Annotated in this window: 19 protein-coding genes; 7 read left to right on the forward strand and 12 right to left on the reverse strand. The window is 31.1% G+C overall.

Going from position 1 to position 21149, the window contains the following annotated elements; genetic code table 11:
• The first annotated feature begins 134 nt into the window (after positions 1–134).
• From thrA to thrC, 5 genes are read left to right on the forward strand one after another with little or no spacing between them, the layout of a single operon-like run.
• Positions 135–2579, forward strand: a complete 2445-nt coding sequence (thrA, locus tag Q0921_RS03615) for a bifunctional aspartate kinase/homoserine dehydrogenase I (RefSeq protein ID WP_299253402.1) — start codon at positions 135–137, stop codon at positions 2577–2579.
• A 9-nt stretch (positions 2580–2588) separates the two neighbouring features.
• On the forward strand, positions 2589–3185 hold the full coding sequence (locus Q0921_RS03620; protein WP_299253405.1) for a hypothetical protein: 597 nt from the start codon (positions 2589–2591) through the stop codon (positions 3183–3185).
• Between the two features lie 10 nt (positions 3186–3195).
• Positions 3196–4158 (forward strand): homoserine kinase, encoded by a 963-nt coding sequence (locus tag Q0921_RS03625; protein WP_299253408.1) that lies wholly within the window; start codon positions 3196–3198, stop codon positions 4156–4158.
• Position 4159: 1 nt separating this feature from the next.
• Positions 4160–4528, forward strand: a complete 369-nt coding sequence (locus tag Q0921_RS03630) for a RidA family protein (protein WP_299253411.1) — start codon at positions 4160–4162, stop codon at positions 4526–4528.
• A gap of 14 nt (positions 4529–4542) precedes the next feature.
• Positions 4543–5832 (forward strand): threonine synthase, encoded by a 1290-nt coding sequence (gene thrC / locus Q0921_RS03635; protein ID WP_299253414.1) that lies wholly within the window; start codon positions 4543–4545, stop codon positions 5830–5832.
• A gap of 34 nt (positions 5833–5866) precedes the next feature.
• Here thrC and Q0921_RS03640 read toward each other — a convergent pair whose 3' ends face one another.
• A complete protein-coding gene (locus tag Q0921_RS03640; protein WP_299253417.1) occupies positions 5867–6751 on the reverse strand; it encodes a M28 family peptidase in 885 nt (294 codons plus the stop codon).
• 109 nt (positions 6752–6860) lie between these two features.
• Between Q0921_RS03640 and Q0921_RS03645 the strand changes: the two genes are divergently transcribed.
• Positions 6861–7451 (forward strand): hypothetical protein, encoded by a 591-nt coding sequence (locus Q0921_RS03645; RefSeq protein WP_299253420.1) that lies wholly within the window; start codon positions 6861–6863, stop codon positions 7449–7451.
• A gap of 99 nt (positions 7452–7550) precedes the next feature.
• The gene (locus tag Q0921_RS03650) at positions 7551–8492 is read left to right on the forward strand and encodes a DUF547 domain-containing protein (protein ID WP_299253422.1); all 942 of its coding nucleotides are present in this window, start codon (positions 7551–7553) and stop codon (positions 8490–8492) included.
• An 86-nt stretch (positions 8493–8578) separates the two neighbouring features.
• On the opposite strand, the gene Q0921_RS03655 is transcribed toward Q0921_RS03650, so the two are convergent.
• The 11 genes from Q0921_RS03655 to Q0921_RS03705 form a co-directional block, all read right to left on the reverse strand.
• Positions 8579–10006 carry a M12 family metallopeptidase gene (locus Q0921_RS03655; RefSeq protein ID WP_299253425.1) on the reverse strand — a complete coding sequence of 476 codons (1428 nt, stop codon included), beginning with the start codon at positions 10004–10006 and terminating at the stop codon, positions 8579–8581.
• A 330-nt stretch (positions 10007–10336) separates the two neighbouring features.
• Complete coding sequence (locus tag Q0921_RS03660; protein WP_299253428.1) at positions 10337–10960, reverse strand: hypothetical protein; 624 nt, start codon at positions 10958–10960, stop codon at positions 10337–10339.
• Between the two features lie 340 nt (positions 10961–11300).
• Positions 11301–12044, reverse strand: coding sequence for a response regulator transcription factor (locus tag Q0921_RS03665; RefSeq protein ID WP_299253431.1), 744 nt, complete (start codon positions 12042–12044; stop codon positions 11301–11303).
• Positions 12045–12060: 16 nt separating this feature from the next.
• Positions 12061–14184, reverse strand: coding sequence for a histidine kinase dimerization/phosphoacceptor domain -containing protein (locus tag Q0921_RS03670; RefSeq protein WP_299253434.1), 2124 nt, complete (start codon positions 14182–14184; stop codon positions 12061–12063).
• Positions 14185–14276: 92 nt separating this feature from the next.
• Positions 14277–14513: a hypothetical protein gene (locus Q0921_RS03675; RefSeq protein WP_299253437.1), complete on the reverse strand. Its 237-nt coding sequence runs from the start codon at positions 14511–14513 to the stop codon at positions 14277–14279.
• Positions 14510–14641, reverse strand: coding sequence for a hypothetical protein (locus tag Q0921_RS03680; RefSeq protein ID WP_299253440.1), 132 nt, complete (start codon positions 14639–14641; stop codon positions 14510–14512). The genes Q0921_RS03675 and Q0921_RS03680 overlap by 4 nt, the downstream gene beginning before the upstream one ends.
• 416 nt (positions 14642–15057) lie before the next feature.
• A complete protein-coding gene (locus Q0921_RS03685) occupies positions 15058–16239 on the reverse strand; it encodes an alpha/beta hydrolase-fold protein (RefSeq protein ID WP_299253443.1) in 1182 nt (393 codons plus the stop codon).
• Positions 16240–16294: 55 nt separating this feature from the next.
• Positions 16295–17131, reverse strand: a complete 837-nt coding sequence (locus Q0921_RS03690) for an alpha/beta hydrolase-fold protein (RefSeq protein WP_299253446.1) — start codon at positions 17129–17131, stop codon at positions 16295–16297.
• Positions 17132–17141: 10 nt separating this feature from the next.
• A complete protein-coding gene (locus Q0921_RS03695; protein ID WP_299253450.1) occupies positions 17142–18290 on the reverse strand; it encodes a ChaN family lipoprotein in 1149 nt (382 codons plus the stop codon).
• Positions 18291–18468: 178 nt separating this feature from the next.
• Positions 18469–19506: a SusE domain-containing protein gene (locus Q0921_RS03700; RefSeq protein WP_299253453.1), complete on the reverse strand. Its 1038-nt coding sequence runs from the start codon at positions 19504–19506 to the stop codon at positions 18469–18471.
• A 17-nt stretch (positions 19507–19523) separates the two neighbouring features.
• On the reverse strand, positions 19524–21140 hold the full coding sequence (locus tag Q0921_RS03705; protein WP_299253456.1) for a RagB/SusD family nutrient uptake outer membrane protein: 1617 nt from the start codon (positions 21138–21140) through the stop codon (positions 19524–19526).
• Positions 21141–21149 lie beyond the last annotated feature (9 nt).

Genomic DNA, 21149 nt, shown 5'->3' on the forward strand with positions numbered 1-21149 from the left:
ACACGTACTACAGCTACAATTATTACCCTTAGGGGTTAATTATTTATATATCACAGAAATCAAGTAAGTAGTTTATTTTACGTAAAGAAACTATCGAAAAGCTTTATCAAATACATCATTTTAAAAAATATCATATGAACGTTCTAAAATTTGGAGGTTCTTCAGTTGCAAATGCAGCAACGATAGAAAAAGTTATAGAAATCATAGAAAAGCAGTCTAACAATAGATCGCTTTATGTGGTTGTTTCCGCTCTGGGAGGAGTAACAGATCTTTTAATACAGGCTGGAAAGGAAGCTTCCTCTAACAACGAAAAATATAGAAACACTCTTGTTACTATAGAAAATAGACATCTGGAAGCTATTAAAGAATTAATTCCAGTTGTTTCTCAAAGTTCTATAATTAGTAAAGTAAAATCAGAATTAAACAAACTAGAATCTCTATGTGAAGGAGTATTTCTATTAAGTGAATTATCTCCTAAAACTGAATCTGTAATTGCCAGTTTTGGCGAAATGTTATCCTCATTCATCATTGCTGAAGCGGCAAAGGTAAAAGGGTTAGATATTGTTCTTAAAGATTCTAGAGACTACATCATCACTACAGATGCTGCAAAAGTTACTATTGATTATGAGGAGACTAATTTCAGAATCAAAAGATATGCACAAGATAATACGCATCAGATTAGTCTTTTTCCTGGTTTTGTAGCCAAAACATCAGAAGGAGAACCTACTACTTTAGGCAGAGGCGGTTCTGATTTTACTGCTTCAATCTTGGCTTCTGCTGTCCAAGCTGATAAATTACAGATTTGGACAGATGTTAGTGGTATGTATACAGCAAATCCGAGGTTAGTAAAACAAGCCAAACCTGTATCACACATTTCGTATCAGGAAGCAATGGAATTATCTCATTTTGGAGCCAAAGTAATTTACCCACCCACTATCCATCCCATACTAGACAAAAATATTCCAATTATAATAAAAAACACATTCCAGCCAGAAGATGCAGGAACACTAGTTACTAGAGAAGTAACCAATAGACAAAAACCTGTTACTGGGATTAGTCATATTGACAATATCTCCGTAATATCACTAGAGGGAAGTGGAATGGTTGGTATTCCAGGTTTTTCTAAACGATTATTTGAAGCACTATTTCTGGAAAACATCAATGTAATTTTAATTACTCAAGCTTCTTCTGAGCATTCTATTTGCTTGGCTGTAGATGCTGAGGATGCAGAAAGAGCTAAATTAGTTTTGGATACCGCATTCGAATTTGAAATCACAAAACATAAAGTAGATCCAGTAAAAATTGAAAACGAAGCAGCCATTGTAGCATTAGTTGGTGATAATATGTACCACCATCAGGGATTAAGTGGTAAAATGTTTAGTACACTGGGGAAAAATAATGTAAATATCCGAGCCATAGCGCAAGGAGCCTCAGAAAAAAACATTTCTGTAGTTATTGAGAAAAAAGATATCAAAAAAGCACTAAATATTTTACACGAACGCTTTTTTGAAGTAAAAACGAAACAATTAAACTTGTTTGTGACTGGTGTTGGAAATGTAGGTAGTAAACTACTCTCACAATTAGAACAGCAAAAAAGCTACTTAAAAGATAAACTACGTCTTAAAATACGTGTAGTCGGAATTTCTAATTCTAGAACCATGGTGTTTGATGAAAATGGAATCAAATTAGATTCTTGGAAAGATAGACTTACAGAAGGAGAAAAAGCAGATTCTAAGAAATTTTTTAATACAGCCAAAGAAATGAATATTCGGAATTCTATCTTTGTTGATAACACGGCTAACCCTGATATAGCAAAGGTTTATAAACATTATTTGGCAGAAAGCATGGCTGTAGTTACCTGTAACAAGATTGCCTGTGCTGATGAGTATGTAAATTATTCAGAATTACAGGAGCTTTCTAGAAAATTCAGTGCATCTTTTCTATATGAAACTAATGTAGGAGCGGGATTACCAATCATCGACACACTAAATAATTTGATTGCTTCTGGAGATAATGTTCATAAAATTCAAGCAGTGTTGTCTGGTAGTCTTAATTTTGTGTTTAACAATTATAAAGAAAAAGTCAAATTTTATGATGTAGTAAAACAAGCACAAGAAGAAGGCTATACAGAACCAGATCCTAAGATTGATCTTAGTGGTGTAGACGTTGCTAGAAAGATCCTTATTTTAGCACGTGAAAGCGGAAATATTATGGAACTAGAAGATATTGAAAAAGAAGCATTTCTGCCTCAGGAAAGTCTAGACACCAGTAACGTCGATGATTTCTTCCAATCTCTAAAAGCTAATGAAGCTCATTTTGAACAAATTCTTGATGAAGCTAACAAGAAAGACTGTCGCCTAAAATATGTTGCACAATATGAAAACGGGAAAGCAAAAGTAGGGCTACAACATATTCCTGCTGATCATCCTTTTTACAACTTAGAAGGGAGTGATAATATAGTTCTTTTTTATACAGACCGATATCCTAAACAACCACTAATTGTAAAAGGCGCTGGTGCCGGTGCAGAAGTTACGGCTTCGGGTATATTTGCAGATATCATTAGAATTGGTAAAAAATAAAAACACTTTATGAAACAAGCTAATTTTCCTATAAAATTAATTTTCAATATTACTACGCTTGCTAATGACTTTACTGCTCAAGATGCAAGTGGTACTACGATAGCTTATGTTAAACAAAAAATGTTTAAACTAAAAGAAGCTATCACTGTTTATGAAAATGAAACTAAAAGTAAAATTAATTTCACCATTAAGGCTGATAAGTGGTTAGACTTTTCTGCTGCTTATGTAATTTCTAATAATGAAGGGCAAGAAACCGGGAAAATTGTAAGAAAAGGATGGGCTTCTTTATGGAAAGCCGAATATGAATTGATTGATCAAAATCAGAAACTTCAATATCATATTCGAGAAGAAAATGGTTGGGTTAAAGTATTTGATAAACTACTAGGAGAAATCCCTATATTAAGTATATTAACAGGGTATTTATTTAACCCTTCTTATAAAGTTACCAATCTAAACGATGAAATCATTGTAAGATTAAAAAAACAGCCTTCATTCTTCGGAAGAAAATTTGAAATCATAAAATTGAAAGATATTGATAGTGATGATGATGAAAGGATAATTCTCGGATTGATGATGATGATTTTATTAGAAAGACGTAGAGGGTAATTTCATTATAATGACTACAAACAATACAATCAATGATAATAAAATGTCAATAAAAAGTATAAAAATCTTCGCACCTGCTACTGTAGCCAATCTTTCTTGCGGTTTTGATGTGCTTGGATGTTGTTTAGATACCGTGGGTGATGAAATGGTTATTTCACTAACTTCAGAATCAGGAGTTAGAATTACCAAAATTGAAGGAGCAAATTTGCCATTAAGTACTAAGGAAAATGTAGCGGGTGTGGCCGTTGAAGCTTTGTTAAAAAATTACTATAAAAAAGTAGGTATTGATATTGAGATTTATAAAAAAATCAAAGCAGGTAGTGGCATAGGAAGTAGTGCAGCAAGCAGTGCAGGAGCTGTTTGGGCAGTGAATTATCTTCTTGACCATCCTTTTACACCACATCAATTAGTAGCTTTTGCCATGGAAGGTGAAAAACTTGCTAGTGGAAATGCACACGCAGACAACGTAGCTCCTGCCCTTCTTGGTGGATTTACATTGGTAAGAAGTTATAATCCGCTAGATGTTATAAAACTGCATACTCCACAAGATTTGGTAATGACTGTAATTCATCCACAAATTGAAGTAAAAACTTCGGATGCGCGATCGGTGATCAAACAAAATGTAACCCTAAAACAGGCTATTCATCAATGGGGAAATGTAGGAGGATTAGTTTCTGGACTATTTATGGAGGATTATGATCTTATCGGTCGTAGTTTAGAAGATGTTATCGTAGAACCTATGCGCTCTATTCTTATTCCCGAATTTAACAATGTTAAAAAAGCTGCTATTGCTCAAGGTGCTTTAGGATGTGGAATTTCAGGATCTGGACCTTCAATTTTTGCATTAAGTAAAGGCTTAGATACTGCAAAAAACGTAGCAGAAGCAATAAGAAAAGTATATACTAAAACAGGACTTGATTTTGATATTCACATTTCTAAAATAAATAGTCAAGGAATAAAAATAATTTATTGAAATGAAACAAATTAAAAAAATATCGACCGGTTCTCCTTGGGAAGATATCGTTGGATACTCAAGGGCTATAAAAATTGGTAATACTATAGAAGTTTCGGGTACTACGGCTCCAGGAGCTAATGAATATGAACAAACTGTAGCTATTATTGAATCTGTAAAAAAAGTTCTTGATCAATTAGATGCTGATCTTAGTCATATAATTCGTACTAGAATATACTGCACAAATATCTCTAAATGGGAAGAAATCGGTAAAGCTCACGGAGAATACTTCAAGGAGATAAAACCAGTGACAGCGATGGTAGAGGTTTCAAAATTAATAGATCCAAATATCTTAGTAGAAATAGAGTTTTCTGCTATACTTCCAAAATAAAAATTAGAATACAAATGCAATACTATAGTTTACATAATAAGGCTCCTAAAGTCTCTTTTTCTGAAGCTGTCATAAAAGGGTTAGCGCCAGATAAAGGATTATATTTTCCGGAAAGTATAACTCCTCTTCCAAAGTCTTTCTTTGATAACATAGAAAATCTGGATACTATAGAAATTGGTTTTCAGACTATTAAACAATTTGTGGGTCATGAGATTCCTGAGAACGAATTAAGAGACATTCTAAAAGATGTACTTAGTTTTGATTTTCCTGTAATCGATATCACAAAAAATATTGGGACGCTAGAACTTTTTCATGGACCGACTATGGCTTTTAAGGATGTAGGAGCTCGTTTTATGGCTCGATGTCTTGAATATTTTAACAAAGATAACGATGATAAAGTCACTGTACTTGTTGCTACTTCGGGAGATACTGGAGGTGCTGTTGCACAAGGTTTTTTAGGTGTAAAAGGTGTAGATGTAGTTATTTTATATCCTTCCGGTAAAGTTAGTGATATACAAGAACGACAACTTACTACACTAGGCCAAAATATTACTGCTCTAGAAGTAGATGGTGTATTTGATGATTGTCAGGATATGGTAAAAAAGGCCTTCCTGGATGAAAGTATTACGAATCATATGAAATTAACATCGGCTAATTCTATTAATATTGCCCGATGGTTACCTCAATTATTCTATTTCGTTTTTGCATATAAGCAACTAAAAAACAAAGGGAAAGAAATTGTTTTTTCAGTTCCTAGTGGTAATTTTGGGAATATTTGTGCGGGTATTGTAGCACACAAATTAGGACTCCCTGTAAAACATTTCGTGGCGGCTACTAATGTAAATGATACTGTAGTTCGATATATGAAAACATCGAATTATGAGCCAAAACCTTCTAAAGCAACTATATCAAATGCTATGGATGTTGGAAATCCAAGTAATTTCATTAGAATTCAACAATTGTTTGATAATAAATTTGAATCTTTAAAGAGTAATTTTTCTGCCTATAGTTTTGATGATGTTACCACCAGAGATGCTATGAAGGAAGTATATAATAAAAGTAAATATATTGCAGATCCGCACGGAGCTGTTGGCTATTTAGGTCTAAAAGAATATGATTTACAAGAAAATGAATATGGTGTTTTTCTAGAAACCGCACATCCAGTTAAATTCATGGATATTGTCGAGAAAACCTTAAATGTCAAAATACCAATACCTCCGCAGATTCAAAAAGTAATGAATAAACAAAAAGTAAGTATTAAGACAAATGATTATAAAAAATTAAAGGAGTTCTTACTGAAATAGAAGAACTCCTTTAAAAATATAACTTTACAATATTTTATTTAGAAAGAGACTTCATCACTCTATAAACAATATCTGAGGTAGATGCTAAATATTTGAAATTTACTGTTGTATACTTATCAGCGCTCTGATGAACATAAGGTGAATTATCTCCATTCATTAATTCTGCTGTAATAGTAATGGTTTCATACCCTAAAGTGGAAAAAACTCTAGTTTCTGGAGTTGAAACTCTTCTTTTAAACACTGGAACACCCGATTCTAATCGATATGCAGATTCTAAACTTATATTAGAAGCTAATAGTTCTATAGCCCTATCTTCGTCATTATCCCATCCTACATAATCCACTCTATGCATGGAGTTTATATTATATTTATCATCTTGTAATTTTTTTACAAACATTCTACAACCAATCATATTAGTTTCTTGTTGATCAAAAAACACAATCATAAAATTAATACTTCTATTTGCTAATTTTGTTAATTTCTCAGCAACATAAATGGTTAAGGCTATTCCAGTTGCATTATGAACCGCACCAGGACTACCTTCTGTTGTATCATAATGAGCACCTAGAACGATATACTCATCACTCCCATTAGTTGCAGGAATTTCTGCATAAACATTTGATCCACTATATTGGTTTCCTTTTTTATCCTGTACGTTGTAAGTATTACGCTTAGGTTTAATGCCCATTTCTTTAAGGGAATTAAATAAATAATCTGCCGTTGTTTTCCGTTCAGACTTACTAGCGCGACTTGATAACTTTTTTTTCCCTTTTATTGGAATGTGTCCCGTAAGTTTACCTACAATATCTTTTTGTATGTTAATTATCTCAGCCTCCGTTTGATCATCTAACGATTGAGCCATTGAAATCTGAATGCAAAAAATAAAGAGTAGTAATATTTTAAACTTAAATAATTTCATTTTTAAATTTTTGTATTCGTATTTTTTCCTTCTTCTTTTTACAAATTTATAAAAAACAATATATAATTTTACAATTAGTATTTTTATTGCTTAAAATAATTATTTACATATGATATTTTCAAAAACCATACCATTTTTTATTATCATCTTGTTGGTATGCATACAATGTAAAAAAGAGGATGCATCAATCAATCTCTTATCCGCTCCTGATAATTGGAGAAAAGAAACGATAGAATTCCCTCTATCATTTGCACCATCTATAAACTATAAAGGTACTGAATATGTTCGATTTTCTCCAGGATGGGGTGAACACGATTCTAAGGAGTATTTTTCTTATGCTTTTCTTTGGTATCTTGACGAAGATCCAAAATTATCAACTACTACTTTAGAATCAGAATTAGAAATCTATTTTAACGGTTTAATACAATCAGTTTCTGAAGTAAATTCTCAATCTATAGACAACATTCCAAAGGCCAAAGCTTTTTTCGAAAAGATTGATGATAAATCCTATGCTGGTAAAATATTAACCTACGATGCATTTATCACTAAAAAAGAAGTAAATCTTAATGTAGTTGTTAGTTATAAAACTTGTGAGGAAATTGACAAATATCTAGTTATTTTCAGGATCTCACCACAACAAATTGATCATCCCGTTTGGAAAAAATTAAATGAAGTACAGGTAGATTTAGATTGTATTTAATAGTTATTTTTCTATAGATTCAATTCTAAATCCTTACTAGAAAAAGTAAGTATTAGTTAATAATCAGACTATCTTACAATTATTAAAATAAAAAAATAGATGCAAAAAGTATTCCTACTATTATCGATACTTGTTTCTTTATCAGGATGTACTTCTGAAAAAAAGGAAAAGAAAATAAATATCCAAACCGAAAACACTATTGTTATTGAAGACCCTATCAATAAAAATAAAGTAAAAGATACAATTACTAAAACAAAAATAATTGTAAAAAAAGAAACTATAGATTATGTTTTAAATTCTACAAGAAATAAGAAAGTTGAGGAAAAAACTAAAGATGATACTCCTAGAAATGAAGAAACAAAAGAAAAGGTTGTAGTAAAAGAAATAGAAAAAATTAAATCTGATCATACCATTTGGAATCTATTGACTAAAAAGTATGTTTCTACTACAGGAAAAGTAAACTATAAAGGTTTTAAAGCTAATATTGCTCAAATAGAAACTTATTTACTACATCTTCAGAATATTGCTCCACAAAAAGATTGGACAAAAAATGAAAAATTAGCATATTGGTTTAACTTATATAACGCTTCAACGATACACTTAGTCGCTAGTACATATCCAGTAAAGAGTATTAAAGATATTAATAATGGGAAACCTTGGGATAAGAAGTTTATAAAATCAGGAAGTGAAATATACTCCTTAAATGAAATAGAAAATACGATTGTTCGTCCTAATTTTAATGAACCAAGGTTACACGTGGCTTTTAATTGTGCAGCAGTATCTTGTCCTAAATTATTAAATGAAGCCTTTACTCCTACTAAGCTTAATAGTCAATTAAGCAAACTCTCTAGCGCTTGGATCAATGATCCTTCTAAAAACAAGGTTACTGAAAATGATCTAGAAATAAGCAAAATATTCGATTGGTATGGTGTTGATTTCAAGAAAGGAATTATTCCTTTTATTAACCAGTATACCGATACAAAAGTTAATGATTCTATAAAAATTAAGTATTTAGAATATAACTGGGATCTGAATGATTAAGATTAGTAATATAAATAATCCTCCAGGTGTAAAAAGACTCCTGAAGGATTATTAAGTTCTCTTATATCATCTATCTTCCTATTTTATTATCGTGTCACTAAATATGGATTGTTTCTGAAAGGTGCTATACCATGATCGACTAGTACTTGGTAAAAAATCATAGCCGCCTCAGACCTTGTAACAAATAATTTACCTCTAAATTGTTGTTTGACTGGATAATTGGTTACATAGTTATTTGCTGTTGCGTGCTGAACTCCACTTATTGCCCAATCGGAAATCGAATCTGGATCAGAAAATAAACTTAAATGACTACTATTCCCTCCTAAAAGTCCATTACCAGATGCAATCGCAACTACTAATTGTTCTTTTGTTAATTTTCCATCGGGATTAAACAAAATATTAGAAACTCCACTCATATATCCACCTCTATAAGTTTTTGAAATAGCATCGTAAGCCCAATGTCTATTAGGATTAGTCGGTACATCAATAAAATTTCTTGCTGAACGTATTGGAACTGGGTTAATAACACTCGCTACAAGAGCCGCAAATTGAGCTCTACTTAATATTTCTTCGGGATTAAATGATGTACCATCCCCCACTATATAACCATTCTGCCACATAAACTTAATTTCATTATAAGCCCAATGATCACATGAGACATCGTTTGGTAAATTACCACTAGAATCACAATTGTTTTCATCAGAGTACATAGAGTTTATGGTATTAATATCTCCTTCTGATAAAATTCCTTGACTATAACCTATCGCTTCGAAAGGTTGTCCGTTGTCTTTTCTTACCAAATCATATGTATTACTGTATGGAGCAGATGGATATAACATTACACTATTAAAATCCAATTGTGATGTGTATAATGTCGTATTTGAAGAGCCTGCACGAAAATAGGCAGCTTTTAGTTTTAAATCAGGATGAACAACAACATAATTATCTCTATCAGGTCTTGTATGTTCGTGAAGTAAACCAAGAACATGTCCCCATTCGTGTAAGTATACACCATAATTTGCTGCAGAAGATATGTAATAAGTTTGTCTCCTATTTCTATATCCAGTTTCGGCAGCACTTCCACCCTCCATTATTTCTACATAATCCAAAGTGTTAACCGGGTTGACTTGCACAAATTCAATACCAGTCTTAGCTTTCCATTCATGCATCGCTCTAATCAACATACCATTCATGTCATTGGGCCTTAATGCATCTCTATCTCGGAATTGTTGAGAAATTACATAATTAACTGTTTTATTTGGCCATCTTCTTTGTAAATCAGAAAAACCGATTGATTTATTGATACCATCAGGTTCCACAATAATATCTCCTTCTATAATATACTCATTATTTTCCGTTATTTCAGCAGGCACCCACTGTCCTCCGTACATAATTTTCACATCACTTATTTTTGGAAAATTTAAATTTCCTTCATTTATTAAACTAGTTTCGTTTACTACCTCCTCTTTTTCACAAGAAATAAATAATACTACTAAAAAAACAAATACTGACATTACAAATGACTTCAAATTTAACCTCATAACCTATTGTTATTTAAATATTTAACCTTTATTATTTAACGGTGCAAATTTACAGTTGATATCCAGTTATTGCTTTATAAAAAATGCTCTCATTTTATAAAAATTGACATTAACTTTGTTTACAAAAAAAACTTAAAAATAACTTTTCTTAAAAAAGTATTTTTTTCAATTTGTAGATGTTGTATGAGATCTTTTATAAATAATGCATCCATTCGATTTTAGATTGTAATGACTAACTATATATAAAAACGGAGCTGTTTAAATAAACAGCTCCGTTGATTGAATATTTTTGTTACGAATTATTTAGAAAACCCAACAATAAGAATCCATGCAAAGTATAGCACCAGCACCATATCCAGCAATACAAGCAGCAGATACAACAATAGTAGGAGAACCACCTATTACACAAGCCCATGCTGGTAATCCCACTGCTAATAAACAAGTAATATATCTCCAACCACAACGTCTATTGTTTTTCCCAACAAAAGAAACATCTAAGAAATCCGATTTATCTAAGTTTTGGAATAGATTTTCTGCCTCAGACTTAGACAAGTTATTATAATCTACACCAGTTCCTACTTCTTGTTTAATTTGAGGAAATTTTAAAATTAAACTTTCATAATGCATTTTTGCTAAAAGAAAATTCTCTGAAATTTTCACCTGATTATTATTAAAAATTTCTTGCATTTTTTCCTCATCTTTAGCTATAATAACTTTCTTATATTCTACAAGAGAAACATTATTGCTTTTTAAAGAAGACTGAACTAAAGAAATATTATTGATAAGTAATTTTTCTAATGCTAAGTAATCTGGATCGCTTTCAATAGCCTTATCATCGATTTCAATCTGAGCCTCAATTGAATTTGTTTCCGTTTCTTCGCTTTCGCAAGATGTAATACCTAATGATAACATTAGTACACACGACATTAAATAAAAAATTTTTTTATAATTTATCATTGTTTTTGGTTTTAAGATTTTAACTTATTTTAATAGTTTACAAAAAATAATAATTTAGAAAACTGATCAGATAATAGCTTTTTCTGTACTTATTAAAATTTCTTGTTTTATTAGAAATATTTCTATTACAAATTTATGCTATTGTATTAAAAAAGAGTTTATTAAAGTTGTGTGCGCTTTACTATAAATGACTAAATTATATACCTTAATGTATTTAACGAGCGCTAATCTTTACATTACTTATGTCCTTATTAAACTGAAAAAGAATGGATTATTGAAAAAAAAATAATTCAAATTTAAAAGACTAAAATTATCTACTTTTAAAACTTCGTCTATAATTTTCTGCATTTGTCCCTACACTTTTCTGAAAAGTCACACTAAAATTAGAATGACTCTGAAATCCTAAATCATAGGCAATTGTAGATATTGGTAGATTTGTTTCGGTAAGTAATGATTTTGCTTTACTGATCTTTTGCTCTAATATATATTGATAAGGCGTAGAACCGATATAGGTTTTAAAATTTCTTATAAAATGATGTTGTTGCCAATCCGTCATTTCGGATAATTCTTTTACTACTAATTTTTTATCTAAATTATTAGCAATGTAATCTGTTACTTTCCTAAGTTTAAATGGAACATCGCTTGCTGGAGTTTCAGAATTACGAACTGGGTCTAATTTTCTGTGTTTATGATTAGAAAAAGCTATTTCTATAGTAGAAATAATAGTTTCCGGTTTAAATGGTTTAATAATGTACCCCATAGGTCTGGTTTTCTTAACCTCATCCAATGTTAACTTATCAGAAAGCGATGTGATAAAAATATAAGGAATGGTATCCTTTTCTAGTAAATAATTAGCAACATCAGTTCCTAGCTTTTTTCCTCTTAAATTAATATCAATGAGTACCATATCTGGAGATAATACCATTATTTTTTCCAAAGCTTCCTCAGCACTAGTACAAGTTGCTATAGGATTCCAGTTATTATTTTTTAGAATACGTGCTAGGTCTGCAGCTATGATTAACTCATCTTCTACAATTAGTATTTTTTTAGACATGATTGTTTTACGCTTTTTAAGGTTCGAATAAAATTTTAATCGATGTTCCATTATTTTGACTTACAATCATTTTCCCATTTACTTGCCTTACTAATAAAGCTACCAGTTTCAGACCATAAGATGAAGATTTTTTATTAGCATCCTCTTTCGAAATCCCAATACCATCATCCTCTATGAGGATCGCAATTTTTTCTGATTCTTTATATATTGTAATTGCTAATACCCCTGCTTTCTTTCCTTTAAAAGCATATTTAAAAGCATTATGTACCAATTCATTAACGATAATTCCCAAGGGTATTGCTGTATCTATATGAAAATAAAATTCTTCGGCATCTATACTATATTTTATTCTTTGATCATTAAGGTCAAAGGAATCATATCCTGCTTTTACTAATTTCAATAAATATTTGTGAAAATCTATTCGTTCAATTTTATCATTAGAATATAGAATCTGATGTACCAATGCCATAGACGTAATCCTACTTTGGCTTCTTTCTACAAAAGCTTCAATTTTTTTATCATTAAGACGGTCTGCTTGTAGATTCAATATGCTTGTAACTAACTGCAGATTATTCTTTACTCGATGATGTACCTCTTTTAGTAAGACTTCTTTTTCTCCTAATGCTTTCTTTAATTGAGCACTTTTATCTATCAGGATCTGATTCTTCTCCTCTATCTCTTCATTCTTAATAGACAATAGTTTATTATTACGTTTCTTTATTCTGTATTGAAAAAGCATACTTCCTACAGCAATAATTGACATTCCTAAAATTGCCCACAGAATATAGTTTTGATATCGTTGGCGTATGATTCTTAATTCCTTTATTTTATTTTCACTATTTAAACTAGTAATCTCTTTTTCTTTCTCAGAAGTTTCAAATTTAACCTGGAGTTCTTTTATATTATCAGCATTTTTAACCTTCTCTAAGCTATCCATTATTCGTATGGATGATTTATAATTAGTAAGAGAAGAAAGGTAGTCTCCTTGAGTAGAATCAATTTCAGACAACAATTTATATAGACCTGGTTTTTCTTCGATAATTTGTTTTTGATCTGATAATACTATAGCACTATCAATTATCGCCTTAGATTTCTCATAATTGCCTTTATGAAGGTAATGTTTTGATAAATTCTGTAACGTGGATATATATCGTTTTTCATCACCTGTTTGTTTATAAATCCCTAATGCAGTTTTATTATATATAATAGCCGTTGCATAATCTTTTTTATCTAAAACAGAAATAGCTCCCAGGTTATTATATATATCAGCTTTCATATAATCTAACCTTAATTTATTTGCATATACTAAAGCCTCATTTAAAAATTTTGAAGCAGCTTTAGTATTCTTTAATTCTAGATAACAACTACCCAAATTATACAAATTAGTACAAATGAGTCCTTCGTTTCCTATTATCCTACTGTAATGAAGTGATTTTTTTACGTAATAAATAACTTTTTCCTTTTCGCTTGTATGCCAAGACAGGACAGCAATACTATTATATATGGAAGCAAGTGCAAATATGTCATTAATGCTCTCGTGTATTTCTAAAGCTTTTATGTAGTTTTTAATTGCAGGATCAAAATCTCCCTTTTCTGCATTAAACATTCCTAAATTTGTATAATAGCTTGCTATCGATTCCTTATTTTTAATTTCAGGTAAAATCAATTTAGCCTTATCAAAAAAATAAGTTGCTGAATCAAATCTTCTCATTACAACGTGATATGCTGCAATATCGCTATAGCAATCAAAAATTAGTTTATCATCCTCAATTCCATTAGCAATATTTAATCTCTTAAAGTTTATCTTTTTTATACTATCCATTGCATACTTTTGCACAAAGAACAAATGTTTTTGTGTTAGTACTTCATAAAGTTTCTTGTTATCAGAAATAACTGTATTTAATACAGATAGGGATTTGTTTATATAAATACTAGCGGAATCATTTTGGAGATTATTATAACAATCCGTCAGGTTTATGAAAATAGGTAGGCTATCTGATTGTTTGGATTGCAAAAGAACTTGTAGACTATCAATACGTTCTCTTATAGATTTACCATCCTGACAAAATCCAGAAGCCTGATAAAAAAAAACTAGTATTAATATTGCTCTTAATTTTATAAAAAACCTCTTTCTATTCATTGTATTTAGCTGATATAGTATCACATACTTCTTTTAAAATACAATAAAAACCTTAGATATTACAGATTTAGACTTATGCTAATTGAGATATGCTATTTATCTTCATTTAACACAAATCTAATCAGAACATTGATATCCCATTTTATAAAAATTGATGTTATTTTACAAAAATTGACTTTTTCCTTATTATTTTGATACGGATTAGCATTCTTAGACCAACTTAGTATTGCACTATCTTGTACTTTCATAAGATTTCCAGACACATCCTGATAATAAGGGTTTCCTTTATCAAACCCTCTAGAAATAAACTGGATCTCTCCACTACTCATAATATGAATCGTACTATAGAAAAAAAATCAGCAGAACCATCACTTCCACAGTTTCCTGCTATGATCTGATAGGTGCCCTTACCCTTTGGTTGCATACGCTGATAATCATGAACGTAAGCTGACAACATCGCTAAGGCTTTATTTTTTTGAAGTTCCGGCCAAAGAACTGGCCCCTCAGGAATTCCCTTATGCCTTGTTTCTGTTTTCTCGTCTACATAATAAGGCTTATGACCTAAAACAAAAATATGATCTATATCTGGATTCTTTTATATTCTTTAACCCGATTAATAATACATTATGTAGGTATCAAGCCTTCAAAACCATAAGGTTTTTTTTGTTCGGAGGTTATAGGTATCCGTATTCATTACTACAAATCTTATATTATGACCTTTAACTCGATTCTAATAGCAAACTCACAATGCGCTATCGAGAAAACCCTCGAATCTTTTTTCCTCTTTTGAGCTTAGGTCAATTGATACGTACTATTAGACTTTATATTGCCTGTTTACACATAGAAGCAATATCATTTTTATAAATGATATTATTATTTTTTTGTTTTAAGATCTTCTATCAACTTTACAATTCTTTCATTGTTATTAGCATTTACTTTCAGAGATTTTTCAAAACTTATAATGGCTTCTTTATACTTACCTTCATTGTTATACGCATATCCCTGCATTTCGTATGCGGTATGAGATAATGGGTAGTTTCTAATATTCAAATTAAAAAGTTTATAAGCTTCTTTTCTCTCATTTCCATTAAATTTAGTCCAGGCAATCATATTCACCACATTTTCGGGAGGTAAGAAACTAACTCCTAAATTTTCGGACAATGTATCATAATGATTAACAACAACATCTATAGTTATATCAGCTGACATTGGCAATACATAATCTTCAAAAATAAATCGAAGTCCGTGGTATAAACTTATTAAAGAAATACTTTCATTACTTTCTTCGCCAAAAACCTGAAACTTTAGATTACTATAGGGTATCCCTTTGTTTTTAAGTAATGAATATAGATATTCTTGGTTATTTCTGATATCGACCTCTGTATTCTTTGCACTTTTTACATTATCGAAACCAGAAAAATAAAACCGTTTCTTTTTTATGGCATTCGTTAACGTAGTATCTATCCTATTAATTGTAGATAAATCCTCTTTCCAAAAACCTGAGTTTATAGCTATATATGAATTAAATATACTATTATTTAAATACGCTTCGGTAACCAAAAGACCATCTGATATATTGCCAACCAATAGATTATATTTTTTAGTCCTAAAGTTTTTATTGATTTCAGGAAGTAATTCTTTTTCAAGAAACTTAAAAAATTTTTTATCATTCATCCTGATATTATCCCGTATCTTAAGGTCGATTTCGCTTAACGTTTCATCCTCTATAAAGTATTTTTTTTTACTGTCATATACTGGAATCCCTACAATTATCATTTCTGGTATCTGACCTTCCTTACTCATTACCTCAACTGTTGTACTTGTATAATGTAAATGATAATCACTTTCTAAAAGAAAGATCACGGGATAACTTGAAGTAGTACTATTTTCATAAGAAGGCGGAAGACTCACGGTATAATGCATTTCTTTATATACCCATTCTGAAAATACTGAGTGTTCTGATGTATTTAGGTAGATTCCTTTACCCTCTTGTCCAAAAATATAAATTGTACTTATCAAGAATGCAAAGCCTAATAGTAATTTATGTAGATGCATGTATTCTATGTATATAAATTGAAAAGAAATAATACTTCCTTTTCAACCGCTGTTATTATTCAATTGTATTTTTTAATCCTAAAGAATCATACACATAAAGCAATCCATAATATAGACTTCTATAAGCAGATGTCCCGTGATTTTCATCTTCGAAATATTCAAGTTTTACATTAGAATTTGGAACTCCATGTTTTCTTAATGTAACACTAAAGAGTTCGTGAGCATTACGCATAGCACTAACACCTTTTGGGTTACTTTTATAATTATCTGCACTAGAAATATAAATAGGTTTATATTTGATGTTCTTTACCAGATCTGGATGAATCTTTTTTACTAATAATTGAGAATCCCACCAAAAACTTGGATCTGTAGCTATATAAGCATTAAATGTACTATTTGATAGATAAGCATAACCTGCAAAAAGCCCTCCCAATGAATGTCCTGTAAGTATTCTATACGAGTTAGTTCTAAATTTTTTATCTACTTCTGCTAAAAGCTCTTTTTCTATAAAATCTAAAAAATTCTTACCTCCACCGCTATTATTAGCATAAATAATATTTGTTGGCGTAAGATCTCTGGTTCTATCGATATTGGGTATTGCTACTATAATAGTTTCAGGTATTCTATTTTTTTTACTTAAATATTCAACAAGTCCAGATGTATATAAAAATCTATAATCCCCATCAGAAAGTACCAATAGCGGATAGGTTTTCTTAGTATTATCATATGATGCTGGAAGACTAATAATATAGCTCCTCTTTTCCTTTAGAATTTCTGACTGGATAGTATATTCTGTTCCTATTTTAATTTTTTTTGATTCTTGTGCAACTACAACTACGCTAAAGAGTATTACATAAATTGATATTTGCATACCTCTTATAATTTGTTTCATAAGAATATTATTATTTATTAATCAATGTTTTATATCGAGATTTTATATCTCCATAATTCCTTATTTGTTTCCAATATTCATCAAAGCTATTTACCTCTTCATGCCAATGTGGATCAGGTAGGTGCATTTTTGTTGTGATCCAATCTTTACCTTTGAAAAAGTCAATATCTATCGTACAGCTTTTCATCTTTTCGAATGGTACTAAAAAAATATAACCATCAAACAGTTGATGCAATCTAAAACGTGGATAACAAGTTTCATAAATACTATTATCTCTTAGGTTTCCAAAGGGTGTGTTTCGCAAATCAAAACCCACCGATTTGTTATTATATAGAGTAGCTATTTTTTCAATATTATCGAAGGCTGGTGATAACATAAAAGGTGTTTTGTTCGGTTTGTTATAAAAAGGACCGTGCAAGAAAATAGAGAAAACCCTAGAGGGATATTTGTTATATAATCTGTTTCCAAGACTTCCGTTATCGTAGATACAAAAACTATCACTATTAACAGATAAAGATGCTTGTTGATACCTAGTAAAAGCGTGAGGTGTTCCTACTAATAATAAGATTTTATCATCTTTTTTAGCTATTTCCATTTCTACTACTTTTGCTCTAAACATATTTGGTGGTCCCTTATGAAATACTTTGGACATATTCTCTGGTGTTGGAATATCAAAAAATTCGCTCCAATCATATTGATAACTAATGTTAAGTATTCTAAATTTTCTAGATTTCAGAGGTAGGTTTTTATTGAATTTCCAAACAGTTTTATAGATATCCATATATTCTTTATATGCCCAACCTACATTATAGAAGTACATTACATCTCTTACCAATTGCTCATTATATATTTTGGACTGGACTAATGAATCTACAACGGATTGTTTTTCATAAGCACCAAATTCCATTCCTAGGGTATATACACCTGCGGCATACAATTCGGGTATTAATTCCTTTATAAAATCAAGATTATCCTTAATAGCATGATCTTCTCCTAGAATTACAAAATCATAATCATTGAATTTTTTGATCAAATAAGAAATTGGATCAGCACCTTGCTTTTTTAGATATGATAATTCTTCAGAAAAATTAGCTTCCTGCCCGCTACTTTTTACAAGAAATAGAAAAGTAATAATTATAAAAGTTACTATTTTAAACATTTATAGTTTTATAAAATATGATAATAATCTATTTTAAAAAAAGGGACCATGTGGTTCTAGCCCCTTTTCAGTTGAAATGAAATAAAAACTAATTCAGAACAAACAAACGGGCTTTATCTAAAACAATTAAAAGATGAAAACCTCACTTATATACTATGTTATTTTTAGCTAGTTAATTTTATTTTAAACTGTATTCTAATGTTCTAGGATTAAAAATTATCAAATAGTCTCCCGCAGTAACTGGAATATTATTATTTAGTGTTCCTTGTTCTAATACCCCATCATCATCTACATCACCATAATTTATATCCCAAAGATTATTGAATCGTATCTTTAAGCTTCCTTCAAGAAGTGTTACTTCTGCTTTCCAATCATCAAATAAGGGGTCATAGGTCAATACCATATCTGGACCATCTAAGCCATTCACAGTAGCATCTCCAACTAACCCCCACGAATAAGGTTCTACTGAATAGTTTAATGAATTTTCATTGAATACTATTTTATAAATTCCGGCAGATAAAATAATATCATTTCCTCCGGATTCTAAGGTAATATCCGGTTCATTATCTCCATAATTTATATCCCAGACATTATCTGCTCTAATTTTAATTGCTCCATCAGTAAGATTTACATACGCAACAAAAGTACCTTGTGGATCATTTTCATCAGTAGATTGATAAAATGGCATATCGGGTCCATCCCAACCATTTATAGTCGCACTACCCACTAGTCCCCATCTGGATGATAAATCTAATGCCGATGCATAAGGTGTAACTGTTAGATTGCTTACATCAGAAAACCAGCTAGTATCCCCTGATAGTACCGTTTCTATTTTTACAGAAAGTTCTGATGCTTCTCCAGAATTAGCTCCTAAATTAATTAATATTTGATTCAACTCTGAAGTAATTAAAGTTGTAGAAAAATTATTCCCAACTGCTTTAATTTCAGCTGAACTAAAATCTCCATCTGCTAAATCAAATAACAATTGATAACCAATAGAACCCGAATCATATCCAAAATCTGGTTCTTGAAAAGTGATTGTTAGCGCTTCATCTTCTTCATTATTTCTATCTAATACAATACTATTTGTCGACAAAATTGCAGATCCCGTGGATGCCGTTGGAGAAATTTTTATTAGATCATCATTATCTTTACACGATATCGCGAATAGCAATGCTATGAATACGATAACTATTTTATTATATATAATTTTCATAATTTAATACTATTTAGTTAATAACCGGGAGTTGGAATCAAGTTAGGATTTGCGTTAAGTTCTGCGCTTGGCATTGGATATACATCTCTGAATTTCTCAGTAGTTCTTCCTGCAGCTATATTTCCTTTCCAGGGCCATATTCCTTGATCAGAGAATTGTCCAAACCTAATCAAATCAGTTCTTCGATGGCACTCCCAGTATAATTCACGGGATCTTTCATCTAATAAAAAATCTAATTTTAGATCCGCTATAGAAATATTTTCGCTAGGATCACCATACGCACGTTCTCTTAGATCATTGATATATCCAATTGCAGTATTAGCATCTCCGCCGCCGCCTCTAAGAAATATCTCGGCATACATCAGATACGCATCTGCCAATCTAAACATTGGAAAATTAACATCTACGTTATTTCCTGAAGCATCAGAGCCTATATTTCCATTAACATCTACATTACGATATTTGGTTACTGCATATCCCTGTCTAAAATCAAATGGATTCTCTATTTCTAACGTTTGACCACCGGTATGAAACATTGCTCTTGTATCTGTATTTCCTGAGATATCATCAAACTTGTCTACGAAAGCACTGGTACTCCTAAGACCGTCCCATCCCGAGTTCACTCCAAAATCAGCGGGATTCATATCTCCACCGATAGCGGCATGAACTAAATATGTTGCTCCTCCAAAAGATCCATTAGCAATTCCATCAAAAAGTATTGGATATATAATTTCAGCTTCTGCTCCATTCCGATCATTATCAGCCAAGAATAGATAATTATAATTAGATACTAAACCATATCCGCCATTAATGATTCTATTCGTATACTCAAAAGCATCTGTATATCTTCCTGTACCTGTATACACCTCTGCATTTAAGTACAATTTTGCTAGTAACATCCATACAATTCCTTTATCAGCTCTACCATATTCATTCTGACGAGGATTTGGTAATCTCGTTTCAATATCTAACAATTCGGACTCTATATAATTGAACATATCAATTCTGGACATTTGTTCAGGAAAAAAAGCTCCAACGGGATCATTCTCATCAACCAAAGGAATATCTCCAAACATATCAATTCCATGCCAATAGCTAAAAGCCCTCATAAAACGTGCTTCATCTCTAAATCCTGCAATTTCTTCTCTTAATGTGGCATCCACATTACCTCTTTCATCAAGTACACCAGATTCTGTTTCTCTTAAAAACTGATTAACCAGTCCTACCTGAAAATAAACTCTTGCATACATTGCAGTTATGAATATATCAGAAGATGTCCATACGTGATTGTGAATATCATGAATTGTCTGATCATTCCAGGCAATAATCGACTCATCCGTTGCTAGTTCCTGAGTTGTAAATAGCAAGCGTAAATAATTCGAGAAATTACCATTGATTCCTGCTATGTCATCAAAATTTCCACTGGTATCCTGTCCTGTTAGAGAAATACCACCATAAATCTTAGCTAAAAACTGTTTGTATGCTTCCGGGTTTTCAAAAGTAACTTCTGATGTTTGAGCGCTTAATGGTTCTAAGTCCAGTTCATCAGCACAAGAAGCTAAAACCAATAGCATCAGTAGTATCAGAACTGCAGAGATATTCGTTAGTTTATTTAATATTTTAATTGCTTTCATGTTCATTTT

Origin of the sequence: uncultured Aquimarina sp. (assembly GCF_947496855.1) — a bacterium.
Taxonomy (GTDB): Bacteria; Bacteroidota; Bacteroidia; order Flavobacteriales; family Flavobacteriaceae; genus Aquimarina.

Bases quoted from the DNA above. Each gene is read 5' to 3' on its own strand.
- Q0921_RS03660 (WP_299253428.1), bottom strand. From the start codon at position 10,960: ATGTCGTGTGTACTAATGTTATCATTAGGTATTACATCTTGCGAAAGC.
- Q0921_RS03650 (WP_299253422.1), top strand. From the start codon at position 7,551: ATGCAAAAAGTATTCCTACTATTATCGATACTTGTTTCTTTATCAGGA.
- Q0921_RS03690 (WP_299253446.1), bottom strand. From the start codon at position 17,131: ATGAAACAAATTATAAGAGGTATGCAAATATCAATTTATGTAATACTC.
- Q0921_RS03625 (WP_299253408.1), top strand. From the start codon at position 3,196: ATGACTACAAACAATACAATCAATGATAATAAAATGTCAATAAAAAGT.
- Q0921_RS03620 (WP_299253405.1), top strand. From the start codon at position 2,589: ATGAAACAAGCTAATTTTCCTATAAAATTAATTTTCAATATTACTACG.
- Q0921_RS03705 (WP_299253456.1), bottom strand. From the start codon at position 21,140: ATGAAAGCAATTAAAATATTAAATAAACTAACGAATATCTCTGCAGTT.
- Q0921_RS03700 (WP_299253453.1), bottom strand. From the start codon at position 19,506: ATGAAAATTATATATAATAAAATAGTTATCGTATTCATAGCATTGCTA.
- Q0921_RS03640 (WP_299253417.1), bottom strand. From the start codon at position 6,751: ATGAAATTATTTAAGTTTAAAATATTACTACTCTTTATTTTTTGCATT.
- thrA (WP_299253402.1), top strand. From the start codon at position 135: ATGAACGTTCTAAAATTTGGAGGTTCTTCAGTTGCAAATGCAGCAACG.
- Q0921_RS03655 (WP_299253425.1), bottom strand. From the start codon at position 10,006: ATGTCAGTATTTGTTTTTTTAGTAGTATTATTTATTTCTTGTGAAAAA.
- Q0921_RS03670 (WP_299253434.1), bottom strand. From the start codon at position 14,184: ATGAATAGAAAGAGGTTTTTTATAAAATTAAGAGCAATATTAATACTA.
- Q0921_RS03665 (WP_299253431.1), bottom strand. From the start codon at position 12,044: ATGTCTAAAAAAATACTAATTGTAGAAGATGAGTTAATCATAGCTGCA.
- Q0921_RS03630 (WP_299253411.1), top strand. From the start codon at position 4,160: ATGAAACAAATTAAAAAAATATCGACCGGTTCTCCTTGGGAAGATATC.
- Q0921_RS03680 (WP_299253440.1), bottom strand. From the start codon at position 14,641: ATGTTGTCAGCTTACGTTCATGATTATCAGCGTATGCAACCAAAGGGT.
- Q0921_RS03685 (WP_299253443.1), bottom strand. From the start codon at position 16,239: ATGCATCTACATAAATTACTATTAGGCTTTGCATTCTTGATAAGTACA.
- Q0921_RS03675 (WP_299253437.1), bottom strand. From the start codon at position 14,513: ATGAGTAGTGGAGAGATCCAGTTTATTTCTAGAGGGTTTGATAAAGGA.
- thrC (WP_299253414.1), top strand. From the start codon at position 4,543: ATGCAATACTATAGTTTACATAATAAGGCTCCTAAAGTCTCTTTTTCT.
- Q0921_RS03645 (WP_299253420.1), top strand. From the start codon at position 6,861: ATGATATTTTCAAAAACCATACCATTTTTTATTATCATCTTGTTGGTA.
- Q0921_RS03695 (WP_299253450.1), bottom strand. From the start codon at position 18,290: ATGTTTAAAATAGTAACTTTTATAATTATTACTTTTCTATTTCTTGTA.